The organism is Microlunatus endophyticus (genome assembly GCF_014646195.1).
GTDB lineage: Bacteria > Actinomycetota > Actinomycetes > Propionibacteriales > Propionibacteriaceae > Microlunatus > Microlunatus endophyticus.
Genome location: NZ_BMMZ01000002.1, coordinates 51,045 through 72,954, shown reverse-complemented (window position 1 = coordinate 72,954; position 21,910 = coordinate 51,045). Strand labels below are relative to the sequence as shown.

The window sequence follows — 21,910 nt, the reverse complement described above, 5'->3', positions numbered from 1 at the left end:
CTGAGGACGGTGATTCGACAACGCACTCGTGGGCACAGAACCACTACCGACCGCCGAAACCGAGGGGAAGCATGTCCGTTGTCGTCGTAACCGGTGCCTCGGGTGGCATCGGCCGGAGCTGCGCCCGGGCGTTCGCCGAACGCGGGGCCGCAATCGCGCTGATCGCACGCGGTGAGAAGGGACTACAGGCGGCAGCCGAGGACGTTCGGCTGCGCGGCGGGACACCGCTGGTGGTGCCGACCGACGTCGCCGATGCCGAAGCGGTCGAGGCAGCTGTCGAGCAGATCGAGCGGGAACTCGGCCCGATCGACATCTGGGTGAATGCTGCGTTCAGCTCGGTCTTCTCACCGGTCTGGAAACTCGCCGCCGACGAATTCCGCCGGACCACCGAGGTCAGCTATCTGGGCTTCGTGCACTGCACCTTGTCGGTGCTGAAGCCGATGATGGCGCGCAACCGGGGAACGATCGTGCAGGTCGGGTCCGCCTTGGCCTACCGCGCCATTCCCTTGCAGTCGGCCTATTGCGGTGCCAAACATGGCATCCGCGCCTTCACCGAGTCGTTGCGGGTGGAGCTGTTGCACGAGAAGAGCGATGTCCACGTGACGATGGTGCACATGCCCGGGGTGAATACTCCGCAGTTCCGCTGGTTGTTGTCCCGGATGCCCCGCCAGGCGCAGCCGGTGCCGCCGATCTATCAGCCCGAGGTCGCGGCCGCGGCGATCCTGTACGCCGCCGACCATCCCCGTCAGCGCGAATACTGGGTCGGCGCCAGCACCGTGCTGACCATCCTGGGCAACAAGGTCGCTCCGGGCCTGTTGGACCGCTATCTGGCCAGGACCGGCTTCAAGAGCCAGCAGACCTCCGAGCGGCGACCCGCCGATGCGCCGGTCAACCTGTGGGAGCCCGCGGACGGTCCGGACGGCAAGGACTTCGGTGCCCACGGCGCCTTCGACGACCGGGCGAAGTCGCGGGCACCGCAGCTGTGGCTGGCCCACAACAAGTACAAGCTCGCTGGTGTCGGCGCCGCAGTCGTCGCCGCCACCGCCGCAGTGGTCGGCAGGGCCAGGCGGTGAGCGCCCGCAGGCCCGGACCTGGTCGGTCGCTGCGCCCGCTCGGTGTGGCCGGGATGATCTGGGGCGCCACGCTGCTGCTCGCCGGGCCGGAGCTCTTCCGCCGTCTCGAGGGCCGCGTCCCGGACCAGGCCGAACAGCTGGGCATCGGTGTCCTCGGTGCCCGCTATCTCACCCAGGGTGGGCTGGAGGCGCTTGCGCCCGGTCGGTTCGCGCGGCTGCATACCGTCGTCGAAATGGTCCACGCGAGCAGCATGCTGCTGCTGGCCGTACGCCAACCCTCCCGTCGGCGGATCGCCGTGGTCAGTGGTGCCCAGGCCGCCCTGGCCGGATGGCGGGCCTGGCGGTGCCGGTGACGACCGGTGCCACGGCGGGGTGACCGGGATGAGCGGGAGTAAGGCAGGAGCCAGATTGTGCGCGGGAGTGCGATGAACGACCGGCTCGCCGCGGACTATCCGCTGCAGGGCCTGCGGGATTACGCGCTGCTCGCCGACGGGTCGCGGGGTGCGGTGGTCGGCCCACGAGGTGAGATCGGCTGGCTCTGCGCGCCACACTGGGAGTCGGCCGCCGTGATCTCCCACCTCGTCGGCGGCCCGGGCATCTATGCGGTGACGCCGACGACCCCGTTCGTCTGGGGCGGAAGCTACGAACGCGGCAGCCTGATCTGGAACAACCGGTGGATCAGCCAGGATGACACCATCATCGGCTGCCGGGACGCGCTGGCGTCCCCCGGCGACCCGCATCGGCTGGTCCTGCTCCGCCGGATCACGGCCGACCACGACAGCCGGGTGAGTGTTGACCTGCAACTGTCCGGCGACTTCGGCGGGACCCGTGCCACCGAGCTGCGCCGCGACGGCGCCGGTGCCTGGACGGCACGGCTGGGTCCGTTGACCCTCCGTTGGTCCGGTGCTCCGGACGGCCACTGGGACAGCGACATGTTCCGCGGTGAACTCGCCATCGGCCCCGGACGCCGGCACGACCTGGTCCTGGAGATCAGTGACCGGCCGCTGCCGGACCGACCGGATGCGGACCGGCTGTGGCGGGACACGTCCGGGCATTGGCAGTCGGACCGGCCGGACCTGTCCAACACCGCGGCGCCTCGGGACGCGCTGCACGCCTACGCAGTGCTGCGCGGGCTGACCAGTCCCGGCAACGGGATGGTCGCCGCCGCCACCCTGGGGCTGCCGGAACGAGCCGAACGCGGCCGCAACTACGACTACCGCTACGTGTGGATCCGCGACCAGGCGTATGCGGGCCCGGCCGGCGCGGTCGGCCAACCACTGCGGCTGTTGGACGACGCCCTCGCCTTCACCACCGCCAGACTGCTGGAGGACGGCGACCGGCTGGCACCCGCCTATCGCACGGACGGCGGCCCGGTGCCGGACGAGGAATCAGCCGACGACCTGCCCGGCTACCCCGGCGGTCGGATCAAGATCGGCAACCGGGCCAACAAGCAGTTCCAGCTGGATGCGTTCGGTGAGGTCCTGCAGCTGCTGGCCGCCGGCGCCCGGTTGGACCGCCTCGGACCGGACCACCACCGGGCGATCGAGGTCGCCGTCGCTGCGATCGAGAACCGCTGGACCGAACCCGAGGCAGGTATCTGGGAGCTCGACGACGCCTGGTGGACCCACTCCAGACTGGCCGTCGTCGCAGGCCTGCGTTCCGTGGCGCGGCAGGCTCCGCCCGCCGCCGCCGATCGTTACCGCAGCCTTGCCGAGACGATCCTGGCCGAGACGACGCGTCGCAGTCTCGATCCCGTCGGCTACTGGCGCCGCAGCCCGGACCATCCGGGCGTCGACGCCTCACTGGTGCTGCCGCCGGTGCGCGGAGCGCTGCCCCCGGACGACCCGCGGACGGTCGCCACCCTGCGGCAGGTCGAGGCCGATCTGCTGGCTGACGGCCACGCCTACCGGTTCCGCCCCGACGAGCGTCCCCTGGGCGAGGCCGAGGGCTCGTTCACCCTCTGTGGATTCATGCTGAGCCTCGCCCATCTCCAACAGGGGAACCAGCTGGCGGCCTACCGCTACTTCGACATCCAGCGGACGGTCTGCGGACCGCCCGGCATCCTGTCCGAGGAATTCGACGTCACCCAGCGACAACTGCGCGGCAATCTGCCCCAGGCATTCGTGCACGCACTGCTGCTGGACTGCGCCCAGCAACTGGCCTCTGGCTGAGGTGCCGCCGGATCACGGCCGCCGGGGGCCGGTCGAGCCGCCACCCTCCATCCGCTCACGCTGCGGAACGACCGTGTATCTCGGGTCCAGCGCGGACGCCTGGCCGGCGTGGAAGATGCCGAATTTCGTACCCGCCGAGCCGGCCAACAGCGCCGCGCCGGAGGCGATCGCGGCCACCCGGCTGCGACGTCCCAGGACCAGTACGCCGAGAGCGCCGCCAAGAGTCAGCACCTTGCTCGCCCTCATCAGCCGGCCGGCGCTGCCCTCTCTGAGCGTCTGCGACACGATGCCCATCGACGTTTCCATCCGATACTCGGCGACCAGGTCGGCAGCCGCTCCGATCATCCCCATCCGGCGTGCCGGCCCGGCCTCGGCGACCGGTGCGGTGATCATCCCCAGACCGGCCGCCGCAGTCGCGGCCGATGCGGCGAAGACGTACGGCAACTCCCGCCGGCCCTCGTGCCAGGCCGGCGTCGCGGTGTCGGCGATCAGCACGCCGGTGTAGGTCCCGACCATCGGCGCGACCGCCGCGGCCAGCAAACCGCTGGGCCTGGCGGCCACAGCCAGCAGCCGGGCAGTCCAGCGCAGCCTGGGCGGCAGCCGCCGCTCCAGCGCCGGAGCAACTTCCGCCACCGCGGCGACCCCTGCCAACGGACCGAACGCAGTCAGCGACCAGGTGCCCATCGACATCGGCGAGGTCGGCTTGATCACCCGGAGCATGTTCAACGCCCGCGCCGGCCGGCCGAGGTCGTGCACCAGCGTATAGAGACTGACCCCGACCGAGCCGAGGGCGGCGATCCGGGTTGCGCGGCGCAGCCCCGGCCGTCCGGTCAGGTCAGCCCCCGCGGCCAGCAACGACGACCCAGCGGCCAGTCCGCCGGCGAAGAAGTACGTCGGGATGTCGGCCTTCCACGGCGAGGCCCTGACCACGGGCCGGCCGTAGTAGGAGACGAAGTTCGCGTCCGGTACGACCGGCTGCTCGCGCCGGCCACCGCCACGACGGCCCCTACCGCGACCGGGGCCACCGCGGCGGTTGCCGCGATCCTGCTCGCCCCCTTGACCGCCGGAGACCGGACCGACCCCGGCCGGCCGATCCGCGCTCATCGCCGGCTCCCGGCGAAGGAGGCCACCGCCACCGCGGCCAGGCCGGCGGCCGCGATCGCGGCCCGCTTCCACATCGCCGGCAGGTCCCGGGTGGTGACCACCGGATCCGGCGGCAGGCCGTACACCTCCGGCTCGTCCAGCAACAGGAAGAAGGCTCCGGCACCGCCAACGCCGTCGTGCGGGTCGGCGCCGTACAGCCGGGCATCGGTCACGCCCTGCTCGTGCAGCTTCCGGATCCGCTGCGCGGCCCGCTCCCGCAACTCGACGACGTCGCCGAACTGGATCGACTCGGTCGGACAGGCCTGCGCGCAGGCCGGCGTCTTGCCCGCGCCGAGCCGGTCGTAGCAGAGCGTGCACTTCTGGGCGATGCCGACGTTCTTGGTTCCCTCAGGACCGTTGCGGCGTTCGATCACGCCGTACGGACAGGCGGGCACGCAATAGCCGCAGCCGTTGCAGATGTCGTCCTGGACGACGACGGTGCCGAATTCGGTCCGGAACAGCGATCCGGTCGGGCAGACGTCAAGGCAGGCGGCGTTGGTGCAGTGTTTGCAGACGTCGGAACTCATCAACCATCGGAAGTCCCCCGTCTCCTGATCTCGAGCCTGGTGATCATGCTTCTCGCCGGGTCGGTCGAAGGACGGCATCCCAAGATCAACTGGTGCTGATCGTGGCACCCGTTGCTCGATGAAGGCGACGTGCCGCCAGGTGCTGGCTCCTAGTGCCCCGGTGTTGTCGTAGGAGCTGCCGAGGAGTTCGTAGATGCCGTCCTGCGGCACCCCGTTCCACTCCTTGCAGGCGACTTCGCAGGCCTTGCAGCCGATGCAGATCGAGGTGTCGGTGAAGAATCCCTTGCGATCCGGCGCGTCCTGCCAGCCCGCGTCGGCAGCGGGTCCCTCGGGTCCGGCCGCGAACGGGAGGTCGAACGGGAGTTTCATCATCAACCCTCCCTGTTTTCCGGTCGGCGCCCGTCCACCCGCGTTCCGGCGTTCGCGCTGTCGTCGGGCGTGCGGCGGAGCTGGCCGGTGTCGATCGAGATGCCGGCCCGCTGCCGGTAGTCGGCGACCAGGTCCAGCAGCGCCGGACCGCGGGGGCGGCGCCCCGGACGAATGTCACACGAGGCCACTTTGCTCTCCTGGATGTGCACGTTGGGATCCAGGGTCACCCCGAACAAGTCGTTGGCCGCGTCCCCGCTGATCAGAGCGCTGCTGCCCTGGCCCCAGTGGTACGGCAGGCCGACCTGGTGCACCGTACGGCCGGCCACCTGCAGCGGCACCATCCGTTCGGTGACCAGCACCCGGGCCTCGATCGCGGTCCGCGGACTGACGATCGTCGCCCAGCCGAGATGTTCCAGTCCGCGTTCGGCGGCGAGCTGCGGCGACACCTCGCAGAAGAACTCCGGCTGCAGTTCGGACAGGTATGGCTGGAAGCGGCTCATCCCGCCGGCGGTGTGGTGTTCGGTCAGCCGGTAGGTGGTGAAGACGTACGGGAACACCTCGGCGCCCGGCTCGTCGCCGGACGGTGCCTGCAGGTTGTCGGGCCGCGGGAACACCTCCCGGGTCGGATTCGCCTGCTGACGGTAGAAGGCGTTGCTGACCGGCGACTCCTGCGGTTCGTAGTGTGATGGCAACGGCCCGTCGAGCAGCCCTGACGGTGCGTACAACCAGCCCTTGCCGTCGGCCTGCATGATGAACGGGTCGTCGCCGGCGAGGGCCTCAGGTCCGGTGGCGCCCTCATCCGGTCGGTAGGACGGCGCCTTGGTCGGCTCGAAGTCCGGGATGTCCGGGCCGGTCCACTGCTGTTGGTCTTCGTCCCAGGTCAGGTACGACTTCCGCTCGCTCCACGGCTTGCCCTCCGGATCGGCCGAGGCGCGGTTGTAGAGGATGCGCCGGTTGGCCGGCCAGGCCCAGCCCCACTCGGGTGCGACCCAGGACTGTTCGCGGCCGGGCTTGCGGCGGGCGGCCTGGTTGACCTCGTCGGCGTACACACCGGTATAGATCCAGCAGCCGCCGGAGGTCGACCCGTCGTCGGCCATCTGCAGGTAGCTGCCGAGTGTCTCGCCCTGGTGATCACCGGAGACGAATTCGCCGTTGATCTCCCGCAGCACCGCATCGGCCGACACCTCCCCGGACTCCTCCAGCGGATAATCCCAGGTCAGGTCGAGGATCGGCCGATCGCGATCATCGGTCGAGCCGGCCAGCCGCTCTCTGATCTTCTGGCCCAGCTTGTAGGTGAAATCAAGATCACTGGAGCAGTCCTCCGGTGGTTCGACGGCCTTGTGATGCCATTGCAGCATCCGCTGGGTCTGGGTGAAGGAACCCGACTTCTCGGTGTGCGCTGCGGCCGGCAGGAAGAACACTTCGGTGTCGATGTCGGTGGTCTTCAGCTCCCCGGTCTCGATCTCCGGTGAGTCCTTCCAGAAGGTGGCCGATTCGATCATGTTCAGGTCACGAACGACCAGCCACTTCAGCTTTGCCAGTGCCTTGCGCTGCATTGTCCCGTGCGCCGACCCGACCGCCGGATTCTGGCCGAAGAGGAAGTAGCCGTCGATCTTGTCGTCGAGCATGTCCATCACGGTCGCGTAGGTCCCATGATCACCGGTCAGAGTGGGCAGATAATCGAAGCAGTACTGGTTTTCCTCCGTGGCCGCATCACCCCACCAGGCCTTGAGCAGGTTGACGATGTAGGTCCGTGCGTTGGTCCAGTAGCCCTTCTGGTCAGGGCTCGCGATGGATTCGACATAGGCGTCCAGCGAGTGGTGCTGACCGGCCATCGGCATCGGCAGATAACCGGGCAACAGGTTGAACAGGGTCGGGATGTCGGTCGAACCCTGGATGCTCGCGTGACCCCGCAGGGCCATGATGCCGCCGCCGGGCCGGCCGATATTCCCCAGCAGCAGCTGGATGATGCAGGCGCTGCGGATGTACTGGATGCCGACCGTGTGGTGGGTCCAGCCGACCGAATAGACCCACGCGGTCGTACGATCCCGGCCGCTGTTGGCGGTCACCGCCTCGCACACCTCGAGCAGCTGCTCGGGGCTGACCCCGCACACCTCCTGCACCATTTCCGGTGTGTAGCGCGCGAAATGGCGGCGCATGATCTGGAAGACGCAGTGCGGATCCTGCAGTGTCTCGTCGGTGCGGATGCCGGTCGAATCCATCGGCGCGCCGTGGCCGCCGAGCTCGTGTGCCGCCGCGCGGCTCGACGCCGAGGCCGGGTGCTCACCACCCTGATCCTGGCCGTCCTGATCCTGGCCGTTCTGCTCTTCGTCGGCGTGCGACGTCGGTCCTCCGCTGGCGGCATGTTCGGTCAGATCCGCATAGGACCAGCTGTCCGGATCGTAGGTGCCGGTCTCGGGATCGTAGCCGGAGAAGACGCCATCAAGATCGTCGACGTCGCGGAAGTCGTCGTCGATGATGTGCGAGGCATTGGTGTAGGTCAGCACGTACTCCACGAAGTACTTCTCGTTGCTGAGGATGTAGTTGATCACCGCCCCGAGGAAGGCGATGTCACTCCCGGCCCGGATCGGCACGTGGGCATCGGCCAGCGCCGAGGTCCTGGTGAACCGCGGGTCGACGTGGAAGACCTTGGCGCCGTGCTTCTTCGCCTCAGTCACCCACTGGAACCCGACCGGGTGGCACTCGGCCATATTGGACCCTTGGATGACGATGCAGTCCGAATTGGCCAGATCCTGCAGGAAGCCGGTGGCACCGCCCCGGCCGAACGAGGCTCCCAAACTGGGAACCGTCGCACTGTGTCAAATACGGGCCTGGTTCTCGATCTGGATCGCGCCGAGAGCTGTGAAGAGCTTCTTGATCAGATAGTTCTCTTCGTTGTCCAGGGTCGCGCCGCCGAGCGCTGCGATGCCCATCGTCCGGCGGAGCGGTTGACCCTTTTCGTCGGTGTCCTGCCACCAGCGCGGGCGGGACTCGACGACCCGGTCGGCGATCATGTCCAGCGCCTGCTCGGCCTCGATCCGTTCCCAATCGGTGCCGCCCGGGCGGCGGTAGAGCACGTGCTTGATCCGGTTCGGCGCGTTCACCAGCTGTTCGCTGGCCGACCCCTTGGGACACAACCGGCCGCGCGAGACGGGCGAATCGGGATCGCCCTCGATCTGGACGACCCTGCCGTCCTTCACGTAGACGTTCTGGCCGCAGCCGACCGCGCAATAGGGGCAGACGCTCTTGACCACCGCGTCGGCGGTCTCGGTCCGCGCGGTCCAAGATCGGGTGCGCTTCGACTCCGCGGCAGCTCCCCGACCCAACGGATCGTTTCCGGTCAGCTGACGCACCACAGGCCAGCCGAGGAACGCCTTGCTCAGACCCATGGCCCGCAGCCCATCCCCGAACCGCAGCCCATCAACGAACCTCCGTCTCGTCCGATCCGTGCCATCCACGATAACGGCGGCCGCGGCCAAAGGACCAGACCCACCGCCTCGTGTCGTCAGCCCTTGGTGTCTCCGCCGGCCTCGAGTTGGCTGAGGAACTGGTCCACCTCGTTCAGGTCGGCGGCAACGAGCTCCGGTACCGCATTCGGCGGCGTTCCGGCGGCGCGGAGTTCGTACGCCCGCCCGACCTGGCTCAGTACCCGCCCGAGATCATCGGCCCGCTTGCCCAGCTCCAGCCGGTATTCCTCGCTGTCAACCACGCCGTCCTCGCTCATCGGAGCCCCCTCCGCCTTTCGTCGATCGTGTCGAGAAGGATCATGTCCTGCATGGGTGGTGCCGTACCCAGCGAACCGGCAGCGCAACGGTCGATCCGCAAACCTGCGCCTATGCTGGGGACGCAGGGCGGACACCGGCGGTTGCCGGCCGCCGGGAGGGGTAGCCACTGATGGTGGAGCAACTCATCACCGAGACACGGCCCGGCGATCGGACAGCCGCTGTGCATCCGCAGATCCTGGCAACGCGCGGCGTGCTGCCCCCGTACGGCTATCCGCAGCAACAGCTGACCGAGGCGTTCGCCGAGTTCGTCGGCCTCGAGGGCCCGCGGCGCAAGCTGTTGGAGAGGGTGCACGGCAATGCCGGAGTCCGGACCAGACGGCTTGCGTTGCCGATCGAGGAGTACGCCGGACTGACCGATTTCGGCGCCACCAACGACGCCTTCCTCCGGGCCGGTACGCAACTGGCCGAGCAGGCGATCCGCGAGGCTCTCGCGGCCGCTCGGGTCAGCCCGCGCGAGGTCGACGTGATCATCGCCGCGTCGAGCACCGGGGTCTCGGTGCCGTCGCTGGACGCCAGGATCGCTGTCGGGCTGGGGCTGCGCCCCGATGTCGTACGGCTTCCGGTGGTGGGGCTCGGCTGCGCAGCCGGCGCCGGCGGTGTGGCGCGACTGCGCGACTTCCTGCTCGGCCGGCCGGGCCGGATCGGGGTCCTGGTGACGGTCGAGCTGTGCTCCTTGACCCTGCAGCGCGGTGACACGTCGACAGCCAATCTGATTGCCAGCGGTCTGTTCGGCGACGGTGCCGCCGCCGTCGTAATGCGCGGCCCGGATCCGGATGCCGGGTTCGCCGACGTCCCGGACGAAGCTGATGATCATCAGGGCCCGGTCGTGGTCGGCACCAGGAGCCGGCTCTACCCGCACACCGAACGCGCGATGGGCTGGGACGTCAGCAGTTCGGGGCTGCAGATCGTGCTGGGCGCGGAGATCCCGGAACTCGTCCGCAGCTATCTGGCCGACGACGTCGACGGTTTCCTGTCCGAGCAGGGGTTGTCCCGCGACGCGATCGGCTGGTGGGTCTGCCATCCCGGTGGGCCGAAAGTGATCGAGGCGATCGAGGAGACGCTGAAGCTGACCGATGGAGAGCTGGCGATGACCTGGGATTCGCTGTCCCGGATCGGCAACATCTCCTCCTCGTCGGTGCTGCACGTGCTGACCGACACGCTGGACCAGCGCAGGCCGGAACCTGGGTCGTACGGGCTGATGATGGCGATGGGCCCGGGCTTCGCCCTCGAGCAGGTCTTGCTCCGGGCGTGAACGGTGGCATCGCTGCTGTGGTTCACGATCCTGGTCCTCGCCGTCGGCTGTGAACGGCTCGCTGAACTCGTCGTCGCGACCCGTAACCGGCGTTGGGCTCTCGATCATGGTGGGATCGAGTACGGCCGCCGGCACTATCCCCTGATCGTCGCCCTGCACATCGGTCTGCTGGCCGGCTGCCTGGTCGAGACCTGGGTACGAAGGCCGGAATTCGTCGCCGGGTTGGGTATTCCGATGTTCGTACTGGTGCTGGCCGGAGAGGCCTTGCGGTGGTGGTGCATCACGACCCTCGGCAGCCGGTGGAACACTCGTGTCATCGTGTTCCCCGGTCTGGCCCTGGTCCGGCGCGGTCCGTACCGGATCCTGTCCCATCCGAACTATCTGGCAGTCGTGATCGAGGGCGCAGCTCTTCCGCTGGTGCACACCGCCTGGATCACCGCCTTGGCCTTCACCGTCCTGAACGGCGCGGCCCTGACCCTTCGGATCCGGGTCGAGAACCGCGCCCTCGCGCAGGCGAGAGCTGCCTGATCGACATCAGTCGCGGATCGCTGAGACCGCGGCGCGAGCCTTGTCGATCAGCGCGGCGAACTGGCCGACCGTCCACTGTCTGACCGGCGAACCGGCCGCGCTGGGATGGGGTCGAACCGGAGCGACTCGTTCGACGGCCTCCATCCTGCGCCCCATCCGCTGTCGCTGATCGAGATCACAGTGCTCGAGAACGGCCGGGAACTCCGCGCGCTCCTCGTTCTCGGCATGCTCATCGACGCTGCTCTTGAGCTCCGCGAACTGATCGTAGGTGGAACGCTCAGCGGTCCTCTTCGAGCCGTAACGCGGTTCCGAAGGCGAACAGCGTCGGTGCCCAGGTGGCGATGAAGATGCCCCACCGGTCGGCCTGCGCCTTGTCCGAGCCCTTCTTCGCCCGGCTTGTCAAATAGCTGACATAGGTCAGCCCGACCGAAGCGAGTGCGCCGGCGTAGGCGTAATCGCTCTTGAGTCCGAGTTCGTGCAACTTCTTGATCATGATCGGGGTTCCTTTCCTCGGCGTTGCGTGCCTCTCGGCGTACCCGCCACGGACCAGACCTATCACCGGCACATCGGGTTAACCGGATCACCAGGTGACGAGGACTGCAGCGGAGGCGCTGACGCCGATCAACAGCCAGACCACGTAGTCGCCGACCCGCCCGGAATGGATCCGGTGCAGCAACGCAGCGGCCGCCCTGACACCTGGCGGCGTCCGCACGCCGGCGGGCAGGCGTCGTCTCAGCACCGCTGCCGTGGCGACCAGACACGCGGACAACACCGTCAGCCCGGACAGCAGCACCCCGTGCAGATCCCAGCCCGCCGGCGTGGCGCCACTCACCGCGGGGTAGCCGAGCCTGCCGTCCAGGACGGCACCGCTGTAGGCCGCCGGATCGGCGAAACGCTGAGCGGCAGTGGTCGCTCCGGCGACGAGTCCGGGCACTGCGCCGGCCAGTCCGCCGATGATCACCAGCGCACCGGCGGAGATGATCATGCGGTTCGGGATGTCGTCCCCGACATCGACCTCCATCAGCTCCTGGTCGCCGCTCATCCCCTCGGCGTCGACATCCGTCGGCCTGCTGCCGACCCCGATCATCACCCGGAGCCACACCCTCAGCACCGCTCCCCCAGTCAGCGCCGAGATGACGATCATGAATACCGGGCCCCAGTGCGCGCCGGCATCCGACATGGCCGTCTCCGCGGCCGCCTTCCCCAGTCCCGCAGCGAAGGGTGGCAGGCCGGCCAGCCCGAGGGCTGCGACCAGGAAGATCGTCCGGACGGCCACCCCGTCGGCGCCATGGAGCCGACGGCCGACACCCCAGAGAGTGATCTCGTCGACACTGCCGAAGCGATCGAGCAGAATTCCCGCACACAGGAACAACGCACCTTTGACGGCCGCATGGCCGATCACGTAGACCGCAATGCCGCCGAGCGAGGCCGAACCTCCGACCGACAGCACGACCAGGAACATCCCCATGTGGGCGATGGTCGAGTAGGCCAGCAGCCGCTTGAGGTGCCGCTGCAGCAGGCACATCACCGCACCGAGTGCGGCGGTGAGAATCCCCAGCACCAGGAACAGCCGCTCGAAGCCGCCGGCGACCGCTGTCGCGGAGAAGCCGATCTTGTACACCCGCAGCACGCCGTACAGACCCAACTCGACCATCGCACCGGAGAACAGCACGCAGACCGGAGTCGGCGCGACCGCGTGGGCGTCGTCCAGCCAGAAGTGGAACGGCACGATCGCCGCCTTGACCAGGAACCCGGTGGACAGCAGGACGAAGCCGATCACCACGACCAGGCTGTGATCGCCCGTCAGGCTGCGGGACAGGTCGGCCAGGTTGAGCTCGCCGGTGTGGGCGTAGATGATCCCCACCCCGATCAGCGAGAAGTAGGCCGCGACCGAGTTGACGATGCCGAAGTTGATCGCTCCCTGGACAGCCGACGGGTCCTCGATCTTGAGGCCGGTGAGGGCGTATGCCGCAACCCCCATCAGCTCGAAGAAGACGAACATGGTGAAGATGTCGCCGGCCAGGACGAACCCGGTCATCCCGGCCAGGAAGAACAGCATCAGCGCGTGATAGTGACTGCCCGGCGCCTCGAAGTAGTGCCAGGAGAACACCAGTGCGCCGATCATCAGCGCCGCGACCAGCAGACCGAGACCGGCACTGATCTGGTCCGCCTGAAGGGCGATGCCGACACCGGTACCGCTGTGGCCCGTTCCCTCCTTGCCGGGCCGCCATCCGCCCAGCCAGCTCACGATCCTCCGGCTCCGGGCAGTGATCAACAGCGCGACATCGCCGCAGCCGACCATGGCCACCAGCGCGAGGGTGCCGGCTCCGACCAGCGGGCCGGGCAGCCGGCGTCCGACGCCGATCAGCACCGCGGCGCCGAGGATCGGAATGACCACCAGCAGCGGCAGCAGCTGCCCGGCCGGATCGCCTACGGGCATCCGGTCAGCCCTCCAGCGACCGGAGCTCGTCCGGATCGACGGTCCGGCGGCGTTTCGCGATCTGGATCACCAGGGCCAGCAGCATCGACGTCACTGCGGCCGAAACCACGATGTCGGTCAGACTCAGCGCCTGGACGACCGGGTCGACGACCGGCGTGGACCGATGCACCGTAGCGCCGAAGATCGGCGCCAGGCCGCCGTACTGGTAGCCGACGGCAAGCAGGAAGACGTAGGTCCCGGACTGACAGACCGAGAGGCAGACGACGGCGTGCACAAGATCACGGCTGATGGCGATGCCGATCACGCCGAGCAGCACGATGGCCCCGGCCACACCGTAGGGGTAGTAGTGCGCGAAGCCGGCCGCACTCATCGGGCGGCCTCGTCGTCCGAGTGGTCGGCGTCGGGAACCTCGACCAGGGCCAGCGCCTGGTCGAGGAAGCCGGCCAGCAGCACGACCACACTGCTCACCACGGCCATCCCGACGGCACAACTGAGCAGCACCACGGTCCCCGACGACACCAGCTGCCCCAGGTCGCCGTACGGAATCACGTTCCGGAACAGCTCTCCGGTCAGGGCGAGGCCGGCGAGGCCGATCGCAATGAAGATCACCAGACCCGCGCCCTCGGTGATCTCGAAGAACCGGACCGGTCGCATCCGCTCGAGCAACCGGTAGCGCCCGCCGACGTAGAGCAGGTGCAGTCCGGTGGCCAGCACGACGCCGCCCTGGAAGCCGCCGCCCGGGGTGATTGCGCCGTGGGCGACGACGTCGATCCCGACGAGCACCGTGATCGGGAAGAAGATCACCGTCAGCAGCCGCGTCGACTCCAGAACCGGCACTCCCGGACGCACCCGGCGGCGGCGCTCGGAACGGACCGGCCGCAGCAGCGCGGCGACCCCGGCAACCGAGGCGACCAGGATCGTCTCCTCCCCGAAGGTGTCCAGCGCCCGCTGGTCGAAGTTGATCGAAGAGACCACATTGGCAGTCGCTCGCTGGAAAGCTGCTGCGACGGCAAGATCACGGTAGGGATGCTGGTCACCGCCGAACCCGGGCATTCCTGCCACTGCTGCACCGAAAACCACGGCAGTGCCCAGCACGCCTACGACCAGCATGATCATGCGGACCCGGTGGATCATCGGTCGTCTCCTCCCGAATCCCGGTGTGCGGCGATCTTGCGGACCGCGAGCATCACCATCAGGGGGACGACGGCCGTGCCCACCGCGAGTTGGCTGAGCGCGACGTCGGGCGCCTGCAGGGCGACGAACAACAGGGTCAGCAGCAGTCCGTATACCGACAGCGTGACGGCCTGCTTGGCCGGAGCCCGGGTGAAGATCACGACGGCGGCGCCGATCAGCACCACCGTGGACAGCACCGTGATCACGATGGTCATCGGACCGACCTAGAGGCCGGGCGGTCGGCGTCCTCTGCCGCGACCAGCCGCGCGATCGAGGTGGTGAGCACCGGGGACGACAACGCGCCGGCGACGACCGTCAGGACGATCGCCGCACTGCCGAGGCCCAGTCCCTGTTCGATCACCGCCGCGGCGCCGAAGCAGGGCAGCGCCAGAGTGCTCGCCGGCGCGAGGAAGTGCAGGCGGGTGACAGGATCGTGAGCCAACACCAGGCCGACGGCGGCGATCGTGATCACCAGCAGCGCCAGGATCACCAGGACGTCCACCATCCCGGCACGCAGTGCGCCGAGGGCCAGTCCCGTCAGCAGACCAGTCATGGTTGTCCTGGACGATCGTCCTCAGGCGGGTCCGCTGCCCGCTCACCCTCCATCTCGGTGGCAAGCAACCGGGTGAAGACCAACAGTCCAGCCGCCGAGAGCAATGCCAGGACGACCGCGACGATCAGGTACGACGACTGGCCGACGGCCATGGACAGCGCGATGATGATCATCAGGGCGGCGACGCTGGCGAACTGCAGCCCGACCAGGCGTTGCGGTCCGGTCCCGGTCGCGGCCCGATGAATCGCGGGCAGCAGCCCGACGACCGCGAGGACGAGCACTGCGACCAGCCAGATGTTCACGGTGAGACCTGCCGATCAGCCACCCGCTCGTCCAGTCCGGGCCACCCGCTGACGAGTTGATCAAGGACGAGAGTCCCGTCGTCCGGCCTGATCCCGATCACCACTGACCCGGGGGTGGACGAGACCGCCAGCGCGGCACCCTGTCGCCAGGTGATCGCTTCCGGTCCGCTGCCGGACGGCACAGTCAGCTGATGGGTCCGCGCGGATGCGCCCGGCTCCCGGAGGCCGCCGGCGAGCCAGCCGACCAGCCGGGCCAGGTCCGCGGCGGCGGCGACCGGCACCAGTGCCGCCCAACGCACCCACCTGGCCCACATCTGCCGCGACAGCCCGGGCTGGCCGCCCATCGCCCGGCGGGCTGTCCGGGCGAGCACGGCAGACACCAGCGACGCCAGCACTCCGGTGACCAGTTCGGGACCGCTCGCCGAGGCCAGCGTTGCTGTCCAGACCACGAACCCGGCAAGCCACCAGGCTGCGATCTCGATGCCTGCGCGCACACCGCTCCTTCCGTCGGGCCTGTTGCGGTGGTACCCGGGGCGACGAGCGGGGAATCGCGCCGGCCGGGGCAGCCTGAGACCGGCGATTAGCCATCTTCCGGTCCGGGTAGCGGGCCCGCAACCACGGTCGACCGATCGCAGGTCCAAACATCCCGAGGACACCTGATGGCTGACACAGTTGCCGATTACCTGCTCCAACGCCTGCGTGACTGGGAGATCGACCAGGTCTTCGGTTATCCCGGTGACGGCATCAACGGCCTGGTCGCCGCCTTCGGCAAGGCGGACAACTCGCCACGCTTCGTCCAAGCCCGCCATGAGGAGATGGCCGCCTTCGAGGCCGTCGGCTACGCCAAATTCAGCGGCCGGGTTGCCGTCTGCATGGCCACCTCCGGCCCGGGTGCCATCCACCTGCTCAACGGCCTCTACGACGCCAAGCTCGACCACACCCCGGTCGTGGCGATCGTCGGCCAGGCGGCCCGCAGTTCGATGGGCAGCAGCTACCAGCAGGAAGTCGACCTGCATGCCCTCTTCAAGGACGTTGCCAGCGAGTATCTGGTCGACGTCACCGTGTCCGAGCAACTGCCCAACGCTCTCGACCGCGCGATCCGGACCGCCGAGGCGACCCGCTCGCCCACGGCGCTGATCATCCCCAATGATCTTCAGGAAGAGCCGTACAGCGCACCCGGTCACGCGTTCAAAGAGGTGCCGTCCAGCCCGCCCGGCACGTCCTGGGGCCGGGTCGTGCCCCGGGACGAGGACCTGCGCGCCGCAGCCGAGGTGATCAACGCCGGATCGAAGGTGGCCATCCTGGTCGGTCAGGGTGCTCGCGCCGCCGCTCGCCAGGTGGTCGATCTCGCCGAGGCGACCGGGGCCGGCGTTGCGAAGGCGCTGCTGGGCAAAGACGTCCTGCCCGACGACCTGCCGTTCGTCACCGGCTCGATCGGCCTGCTCGGCACCCGCCCGAGCTATGAGCTGATGCGGGACTGCGACACCCTGATCATGATCGGTTCGAACTTCCCGTACAGCCAGTTCCTGCCCGAGCCCGGCCAGGCCCGCGGCGTCCAGATCGACATCGACGGCCGCTTCATCGGGATGCGCTACCCGACCGAGGTGAATCTGGTCGGCGACAGCCTGAGCACGCTGGAGGCGCTGCTGCCGCTGATCAATCGCGCGGAGGACCGGTCCTGGCGGACGAAGGTCGAGAAGAACGTCACGGACTGGTGGGAGACCGTCCACAACGAAGCGCTGACCGAGGCCGATCCGATCAACCCGATGCGGATCGTCTCGGAGCTGTCCGAACGGATCCCCGACAACGCGATCGTGACGGCCGACTCGGGCTCCTCCACCAACTGGTACGCCCGCAATCTCAAGATCCGCGGCGAGATCCGTTCGTCGCTGTCCGGCACGCTCGCGACGATGGGCCCCGGAGTCCCGTACGCGATCGGCGCCAAATTCGCCCATCCGGACCGGCCGGTGATCGCCCTGGTCGGTGACGGAGCGATGCAGATGAACGGCCTCGCCGAGTTGATCACCCTGGCGAAGTACCACGAGCTGTGGAGCGATCCGCGCTGTGTGGTCTGCGTCTTCCACAACAACGACCTCAATCAGGTGACCTGGGAGTTGCGGGCTATGGGCGGGCAGCCGAAATTCGAGGAATCGCAGGTGCTGCCGGACGTCGACTACGCCGGATTCGCCAGATCCCTCGGCCTGACTGCGATCTCCGTCGACGACCCCGAGCAGCTCGGGGCGGCCTGGGACACCGCACTGAAGTCCGACCGGCCGGCCGTGCTCGATGTCCGGTGCGATCCGGAGGTGCCGCCGATCCCGCCGCACGCGACCTTCGACCAGATGAAGGCGACGGCGGCGTCCCTGCTCAAGGGCGACCCGGACGCCCTGCACGTGATGTTGCAGGGCACCAAGACCAAGCTCCAGGAGTTCGTCCCGGGGAAGCGTGCCAAATGAGCCCCGTGGCGCCGACGGTCCGCTCGACGCGGGCCGCGGCGTACCGGGTCCCGACTGCGGGTCCGGAGGCAGACGGGACGCTCGCCTGGGATTCGACGACCATCGTCGTCGTGCGGCTCGAGGCCGGTGACGTCCACGGCCTGGGCTGGACCTATGCCGACGCGGCCTGCGTCCCGTTGATCAACGACCTGCTCGCTCCGGTGATCAAGGACCTGCCGGTCTCGGCGGTCCCGCGGGCGTGGCAGGCGATGCAGCAGCGGATCCGCAATCTCGGCCGGCCCGGTCTGGTCTCATGCGCCCTGTCCGCGGTCGACGTCGCCCTGTGGGACGCCGCATCCCGGTGGCTGGAGATCCCGGTGGCCGATCTGCTCGGCCGCTGCCGGGACCAGGTCGATGTGTACGGCAGCGGCGGATTCACCAGCTACGACGATGATCAACTCGTCGAACAGGTGCACAACTGGACCGACGGCCAGCAGCTCGGCCGGATCAAGATCAAGATCGGCGAGTCCTGGGGAAGCCGGCAGACCGAGGACGTGCGGCGGGTTTCCCTCGTCCGCAACGCGGTCGGCGGACGCGTCGAACTCTTCGTCGACGCGAACGGCGGCTACGCCGTCGGCCAGGCCCGGCGGATGGCGGACGCGCTGGCCGACCTTGGCGTGACCTGGTTCGAGGAGCCGGTCTCCAGTGATGATCTTGCCGGACTGGCGACCGTCCGGTCGTCGACGATGGTCGACATCGCAGCCGGCGAATACGGCTACGACCTGGCCTACTTCGCCCGGATGGCACCCGTCGTCGACTGTCTGCAGATCGACGTCACCCGGTGCGGCGGCTACACGGAGTGGCTGCGGGCTGCCGCCGTGGCGGCCGCTGGTGGCCTCGAGGTCTCGGCCCACTGTGCGCCGAATCTGTCCGCGCACGCCGGCGCGGCGATACCGAACTTCCGGCACATCGAATGGTTCGTCGATCACGACCGGATCGAATCCGAACTCTTCGACGGTTGCCTCGACCCGCACGGCGGCTCGGTGACCGTGCCGTCCACGGGGGCCGGTCACGGCCTGACCTTCCGCGCCGAGGCCGCCGAGCCGTACACGATCTGAACCCGGTCCGTGATCAGTCAGCCTGTGATGACGAGGAGCAACGATGGCCACTGTTGAGCTGCCAGCGCCCGTCCGGCGTACCGATCGGCCGGAGCCGATCGACGTCGGGTCCATGATCACCGCACTGCGGGACCGGGTGGACGGCGAGATCCGCTTCGATCCCGGCAGCCGCGCCACCTATGCCACCGATGCGTCGAACTTCCGGCAGCTGCCGATCGGCGTCGTCGTGCCGCGTACGCCCGAGGCCGCGGTAGCGGCTGTCGCGGTGGCGCGGGAGTTCGGGGCGCCGGTGCTGTCCCGCGGAGGCGGCACCAGCCTCGCCGGACAATGCACCAACACTGCAGTGGTCATCGACTGGTCGAAGTACTGCAACCGGATCGAGTCGGTTGATCAAGAGGCCCGCACCTGCCTGGTGCAGCCCGGGATCGTCCTCGACGAGCTCAACCGGCAGCTGGCCGATACCGGTCTGCGGTTCGGTCCGGAGCCCGCGACCCATCCGAACTGCACCATCGGCGGGATGATCGGCAACAACTCCTGCGGAGCCACCGCCCAGCGCACCGGCAAGGTGGTCGACAACATCAAACGGCTGGAGGTGCTGACCTACGACGGCAGCCGGTTCTGGTGCGGTGAGACCAGCGACGAGGAGTACGCCGAGATCGAACGCCGCGGCGACACCCGGGCGATGATCTACCGGCAACTCCGCCGGCTGCGCGACGAGTACGCCGACGAGATCCGGGAGCGCTATCCCGACATTCCGCGGCGGGTCTCTGGCTACAACCTCGACTCCCTGCTGCCCGAACACGATTTCGATGTCGCCCGACTGCTGGTCGGCAGCGAATCGACCCTGGTGACCGTGTTGCGCGCCGAGCTGGAACTCGTACCGGTGCAGTCCGAGCGCAGCCTGATCGTGCTCGGCTATCCCGATATCTACCGGGCTGCCGACGCCGTCCCGGCGATCCTGCCCCACGAGCCGGTCGCGCTGGAGGGCGTCGACCACAAGCTGATCACCGACCAACAACTGAAGGGGCTGAATCCGCAGGCGATCAAGGAACTGCCCGAGGGTACCGCCTTCCTGATGGTGCAGTTCGGCGGAGACAGCACCGAGGAGGTCGACCGCCAGGGCAAGCAGCTGCTCGAGGCGCTGCACGAGACCGAGCACGAGCCGGATGTCGCCTTCTACGACGACCCGGACCGGGAGGCCGAGCTGTGGGCCGTCCGGGAGTCCGGTCTGGGCGCAACCGCCCACGTCCCGCACCGGCCCGACACCTTCGAGGGCTGGGAGGACTCGGCCGTCGCACCGGACCGGCTCGGTGACTATCTGCGCGGTTTGAACCGGCTCTACCAGGAATTCGGCTACGCCAGCGAGACCGGTCCGAGCCTGTACGGGCACTTCGGCCAGGGTTGCGTCCACACCAGGATCGGTTTCGATCTCTACACCGCCGACGGCGTGGCGACCTACCGGCGGTTCATGGAACGCGCCGCCGATCTGGTGGTCGGCTTCGGCGGCTCGTTGTCCGGCGAGCACGGCGACGGGCAGAGTCGCGGCGAGTTGCTGGGGCGGATGTTCGGCGACCGCCTGGTCGATGCCTTCGGACGGCTGAAGGCGATCTTCGACCCACTGGACCGGATGAACCCCGGCAAGATCACGGCCCCGTACCGGCTGGACGAGAATCTGAGGCTGGGCGCCGACTGGGCACCGTGGGACCCGCAGGATCTCTACTTCAAGTATCCGCACGACGGCGGCTCCTTCGCCGAGGCCGCCAATCGTTGCGTTGGGGTCGGGAAATGCCGCCAGCACGGCAATTCCGGCGGCCAGGTGATGTGTCCCTCCTATCAGGTCACCGGAGAGGAGGAGCATTCGACCCGAGGGCGGGCGCGGCTGCTCTTCGAGATGGTCAACGGTCACGGCGACAGCCCGGTGGACAACGGCTGGCGGTCCGACGAGGTGCACGACGCACTCGATCTCTGCCTTGCCTGCAAGGGATGCAAGACCGACTGCCCGGCCAATGTCGATATGGCCAGCTACAAGGTCGAATTCATGGCCCACTACTACCGCGGCCGACCGTGGAAGCGGCCGAGGTCCGACTTCGCGATCGGCTGGATGCCGGCCATCGGACAACTGGTGAGTCGGTTCAAGATCGCTCCGCTGGTCAACCGGCTCAGCCACACCCCCGGTCTGCACCGGTTGGCTATCCGGTTGGGCGGATTGGCCGACCGGGAGATCCCGATCTTCGCCGAACAGACGCTGCAGCAATGGGTCGCCGGTCGCACACCGGGCGGCGACGGCCATCGGGGCACAGTCCTGCTGTGGCCGGACACCTTCACCAACAACTTCCATCCCGAGGTCGGGAAGGCCGCGGTGCGGCTGCTGGAGGACGCCGGCTGGCGGGTCACGATGCCCGAGCAGCCTGTCTGCTGCGGACTGACCTGGATCTCCACCGGCCAGCTCGGCGTCGCCCGCCGAGTGCTGTCCAGGACCGTACGCCAATTGGCGCCACACGTGCGCGCCGGCGGGCTGGTGCTCGGACTGGAGCCGAGCTGTACGGCGGTGTTCCGGTCCGATGCCCCGGAGTTGTTCCCGACCGACCGGGACGTTCGCAGACTCCGCGACCAGACGGTCACCCTGGCCGAACTGCTCACCGAGCACTCCCCCGGCTATCAGCCGCCGCAGGTCGACGGCAAGGCCATCGCCCAGGTCCACTGCCACCAGCACGCGGTGATGGGCTGGGATGCCGATCAGAAGCTGCTGCAGGCTGCCGGCGTGGACGCCGAGCAACTCGAGTCCGGCTGTTGTGGACTGGCCGGCAACTTCGGCTTCGAACGCGGTCACGAAGCGGTCAGCGAGGGCGCGGCCGAACGGGTCCTGCTGCCGCGGATCCGGGAGGCGGACACGATGACCGCCGTGCTGGCCGACGGCTTCAGCTGCCGCACGCAGATCAGCGAACTGGCCGGCAACGGCCGTACCGGGATCCATCTTGCGCAGTTGCTCGCCGACCGACTGATCGAGGAGTAGACCGCGGATGGAGCCGTGGGCACCGGAT

General features: G+C 68.6%; 20 protein-coding genes and 1 pseudogene. 8 read left to right on the top strand and 13 right to left on the bottom strand.

What is annotated here, in order from left to right; translation table 11 throughout:
- Positions 1-71: 71 nt before the first annotated feature.
- The 3 genes from IEY07_RS04030 to IEY07_RS04020 are packed head-to-tail and all read left to right on the top strand — an operon-like array spanning position 72 to position 3,244.
- Positions 72-1,073 (top strand): SDR family oxidoreductase, encoded by a 1,002-nt coding sequence (locus tag IEY07_RS04030; protein WP_188893913.1) that lies wholly within the window; start codon positions 72-74, stop codon positions 1,071-1,073.
- A complete protein-coding gene (locus tag IEY07_RS04025; RefSeq protein WP_188893912.1) occupies positions 1,070-1,426 on the top strand; it encodes a hypothetical protein in 357 nt (118 codons plus the stop codon). Before IEY07_RS04030 ends, IEY07_RS04025 begins: the two co-directional genes overlap by 4 nt.
- A 57-nt stretch (positions 1,427-1,483) precedes the next feature.
- Positions 1,484-3,244 carry a glycoside hydrolase family 15 protein gene (locus IEY07_RS04020; protein ID WP_229669693.1) on the top strand — a complete coding sequence of 587 codons (1,761 nt, stop codon included), beginning with the start codon at positions 1,484-1,486 and terminating at the stop codon, positions 3,242-3,244.
- Between the two features lie 12 nt (positions 3,245-3,256).
- Here IEY07_RS04020 and nrfD read toward each other — a convergent pair whose 3' ends face one another.
- The 5 genes and pseudogenes from nrfD to IEY07_RS03995 form a co-directional block, all read right to left on the bottom strand.
- A complete protein-coding gene (gene nrfD / locus IEY07_RS04015) occupies positions 3,257-4,348 on the bottom strand; it encodes an NrfD/PsrC family molybdoenzyme membrane anchor subunit (protein ID WP_188893911.1) in 1,092 nt (363 codons plus the stop codon).
- Positions 4,345-5,286 carry a 4Fe-4S dicluster domain-containing protein gene (locus IEY07_RS04010; protein WP_229669692.1) on the bottom strand — a complete coding sequence of 314 codons (942 nt, stop codon included), beginning with the start codon at positions 5,284-5,286 and terminating at the stop codon, positions 4,345-4,347. The genes nrfD and IEY07_RS04010 overlap by 4 nt, the downstream gene beginning before the upstream one ends.
- A pseudogene (gene fdh, locus IEY07_RS04005) lies at positions 5,286-8,090 on the bottom strand (formate dehydrogenase); the annotation flags it as partial. The pseudogene fdh and the gene IEY07_RS04010, both read right to left, overlap by 1 nt.
- Before the next feature lie 12 nt (positions 8,091-8,102).
- Positions 8,103-8,672: a molybdopterin-binding domain-containing protein gene (locus IEY07_RS24920; protein WP_188893910.1), complete on the bottom strand. Its 570-nt coding sequence runs from the start codon at positions 8,670-8,672 to the stop codon at positions 8,103-8,105.
- Between the two features lie 116 nt (positions 8,673-8,788).
- On the bottom strand, positions 8,789-9,007 hold the full coding sequence (locus IEY07_RS03995; protein WP_188893909.1) for a hypothetical protein: 219 nt from the start codon (positions 9,005-9,007) through the stop codon (positions 8,789-8,791).
- Positions 9,008-9,177: 170 nt separating this feature from the next.
- On the opposite strand from IEY07_RS03995, the gene IEY07_RS03990 reads away from it, so the two are divergent.
- Positions 9,178-10,320 carry a type III polyketide synthase gene (locus IEY07_RS03990; RefSeq protein ID WP_188893908.1) on the top strand — a complete coding sequence of 381 codons (1,143 nt, stop codon included), beginning with the start codon at positions 9,178-9,180 and terminating at the stop codon, positions 10,318-10,320.
- Positions 10,321-10,323: 3 nt separating this feature from the next.
- On the top strand, positions 10,324-10,848 hold the full coding sequence (locus IEY07_RS03985) for an isoprenylcysteine carboxyl methyltransferase family protein (RefSeq protein ID WP_229669690.1): 525 nt from the start codon (positions 10,324-10,326) through the stop codon (positions 10,846-10,848).
- Positions 10,849-11,125: 277 nt separating this feature from the next.
- Here IEY07_RS03985 and IEY07_RS03980 read toward each other — a convergent pair whose 3' ends face one another.
- The 8 genes from IEY07_RS03980 to IEY07_RS03945 form a co-directional block, all read right to left on the bottom strand.
- Positions 11,126-11,341, bottom strand: a complete 216-nt coding sequence (locus IEY07_RS03980; RefSeq protein WP_188893907.1) for a hypothetical protein — start codon at positions 11,339-11,341, stop codon at positions 11,126-11,128.
- 87 nt (positions 11,342-11,428) lie between these two features.
- Positions 11,429-13,288: a complex I subunit 5 family protein gene (locus IEY07_RS03975; RefSeq protein WP_188893906.1), complete on the bottom strand. Its 1,860-nt coding sequence runs from the start codon at positions 13,286-13,288 to the stop codon at positions 11,429-11,431.
- 4 nt (positions 13,289-13,292) lie between these two features.
- A complete protein-coding gene (locus IEY07_RS03970) occupies positions 13,293-13,658 on the bottom strand; it encodes a sodium:proton antiporter (protein ID WP_188893905.1) in 366 nt (121 codons plus the stop codon).
- Complete coding sequence (locus tag IEY07_RS03965; protein ID WP_188893904.1) at positions 13,655-14,422, bottom strand: MnhB domain-containing protein; 768 nt, start codon at positions 14,420-14,422, stop codon at positions 13,655-13,657. The genes IEY07_RS03970 and IEY07_RS03965 overlap by 4 nt, the downstream gene beginning before the upstream one ends.
- Entirely contained in the window at positions 14,419-14,676 is a 258-nt protein-coding gene (locus IEY07_RS03960) for a Na(+)/H(+) antiporter subunit B (RefSeq protein ID WP_188893903.1), read from the bottom strand. The genes IEY07_RS03965 and IEY07_RS03960 overlap by 4 nt, the downstream gene beginning before the upstream one ends.
- Entirely contained in the window at positions 14,673-15,014 is a 342-nt protein-coding gene (locus IEY07_RS03955; RefSeq protein WP_188893902.1) for a monovalent cation/H(+) antiporter subunit G, read from the bottom strand. The genes IEY07_RS03960 and IEY07_RS03955 overlap by 4 nt, the downstream gene beginning before the upstream one ends.
- Positions 15,011-15,316, bottom strand: a complete 306-nt coding sequence (locus IEY07_RS03950; RefSeq protein ID WP_188893901.1) for a monovalent cation/H+ antiporter complex subunit F — start codon at positions 15,314-15,316, stop codon at positions 15,011-15,013. The genes IEY07_RS03955 and IEY07_RS03950 overlap by 4 nt, the downstream gene beginning before the upstream one ends.
- A complete protein-coding gene (locus tag IEY07_RS03945) occupies positions 15,313-15,810 on the bottom strand; it encodes a hypothetical protein (protein ID WP_188893900.1) in 498 nt (165 codons plus the stop codon). The genes IEY07_RS03950 and IEY07_RS03945 overlap by 4 nt, the downstream gene beginning before the upstream one ends.
- 165 nt (positions 15,811-15,975) lie before the next feature.
- Between IEY07_RS03945 and IEY07_RS03940 the strand changes: the two genes are divergently transcribed.
- Genes IEY07_RS03940 through IEY07_RS03930 form a run of 3 tightly spaced genes read left to right on the top strand, consistent with a single transcriptional unit; the run spans position 15,976 to position 21,882 of the window.
- Positions 15,976-17,772, top strand: coding sequence for a thiamine pyrophosphate-requiring protein (locus tag IEY07_RS03940; RefSeq protein WP_188893899.1), 1,797 nt, complete (start codon positions 15,976-15,978; stop codon positions 17,770-17,772).
- Entirely contained in the window at positions 17,769-18,869 is a 1,101-nt protein-coding gene (locus IEY07_RS03935) for an enolase C-terminal domain-like protein (RefSeq protein WP_188893898.1), read from the top strand. The genes IEY07_RS03940 and IEY07_RS03935 overlap by 4 nt, the downstream gene beginning before the upstream one ends.
- A 43-nt stretch (positions 18,870-18,912) precedes the next feature.
- A complete protein-coding gene (locus IEY07_RS03930; protein WP_188893897.1) occupies positions 18,913-21,882 on the top strand; it encodes an FAD-binding and (Fe-S)-binding domain-containing protein in 2,970 nt (989 codons plus the stop codon).
- The last annotated feature ends 28 nt before the right edge of the window (positions 21,883-21,910 follow it).

What these genes read in the sequence shown, in the direction of transcription:
- IEY07_RS04030 (WP_188893913.1), top strand. Translation starts at nt 72, where the DNA reads ATGTCCGTTGTCGTCGTAACCGGTGCCTCGGGTGGCATCGGCCGGAGC.
- nrfD (WP_188893911.1), bottom strand. Translation starts at nt 4,348, where the DNA reads ATGAGCGCGGATCGGCCGGCCGGGGTCGGTCCGGTCTCCGGCGGTCAA.
- IEY07_RS04010 (WP_229669692.1), bottom strand. Translation starts at nt 5,286, where the DNA reads ATGATGAAACTCCCGTTCGACCTCCCGTTCGCGGCCGGACCCGAGGGA.
- IEY07_RS24920 (WP_188893910.1), bottom strand. Translation starts at nt 8,672, where the DNA reads ATGGGTCTGAGCAAGGCGTTCCTCGGCTGGCCTGTGGTGCGTCAGCTG.
- IEY07_RS03995 (WP_188893909.1), bottom strand. Translation starts at nt 9,007, where the DNA reads ATGAGCGAGGACGGCGTGGTTGACAGCGAGGAATACCGGCTGGAGCTG.
- IEY07_RS03990 (WP_188893908.1), top strand. Translation starts at nt 9,178, where the DNA reads ATGGTGGAGCAACTCATCACCGAGACACGGCCCGGCGATCGGACAGCC.
- IEY07_RS03980 (WP_188893907.1), bottom strand. Translation starts at nt 11,341, where the DNA reads ATGATCAAGAAGTTGCACGAACTCGGACTCAAGAGCGATTACGCCTAC.
- IEY07_RS03975 (WP_188893906.1), bottom strand. Translation starts at nt 13,288, where the DNA reads ATGCCCGTAGGCGATCCGGCCGGGCAGCTGCTGCCGCTGCTGGTGGTC.
- IEY07_RS03970 (WP_188893905.1), bottom strand. Translation starts at nt 13,658, where the DNA reads ATGAGTGCGGCCGGCTTCGCGCACTACTACCCCTACGGTGTGGCCGGG.
- IEY07_RS03965 (WP_188893904.1), bottom strand. Translation starts at nt 14,422, where the DNA reads ATGATCCACCGGGTCCGCATGATCATGCTGGTCGTAGGCGTGCTGGGC.
- IEY07_RS03960 (WP_188893903.1), bottom strand. Translation starts at nt 14,676, where the DNA reads ATGACCATCGTGATCACGGTGCTGTCCACGGTGGTGCTGATCGGCGCC.
- IEY07_RS03955 (WP_188893902.1), bottom strand. Translation starts at nt 15,014, where the DNA reads ATGACTGGTCTGCTGACGGGACTGGCCCTCGGCGCACTGCGTGCCGGG.
- IEY07_RS03940 (WP_188893899.1), top strand. Translation starts at nt 15,976, where the DNA reads ATGGCTGACACAGTTGCCGATTACCTGCTCCAACGCCTGCGTGACTGG.
- IEY07_RS03935 (WP_188893898.1), top strand. Translation starts at nt 17,769, where the DNA reads ATGAGCCCCGTGGCGCCGACGGTCCGCTCGACGCGGGCCGCGGCGTAC.
- IEY07_RS03930 (WP_188893897.1), top strand. Translation starts at nt 18,913, where the DNA reads ATGGCCACTGTTGAGCTGCCAGCGCCCGTCCGGCGTACCGATCGGCCG.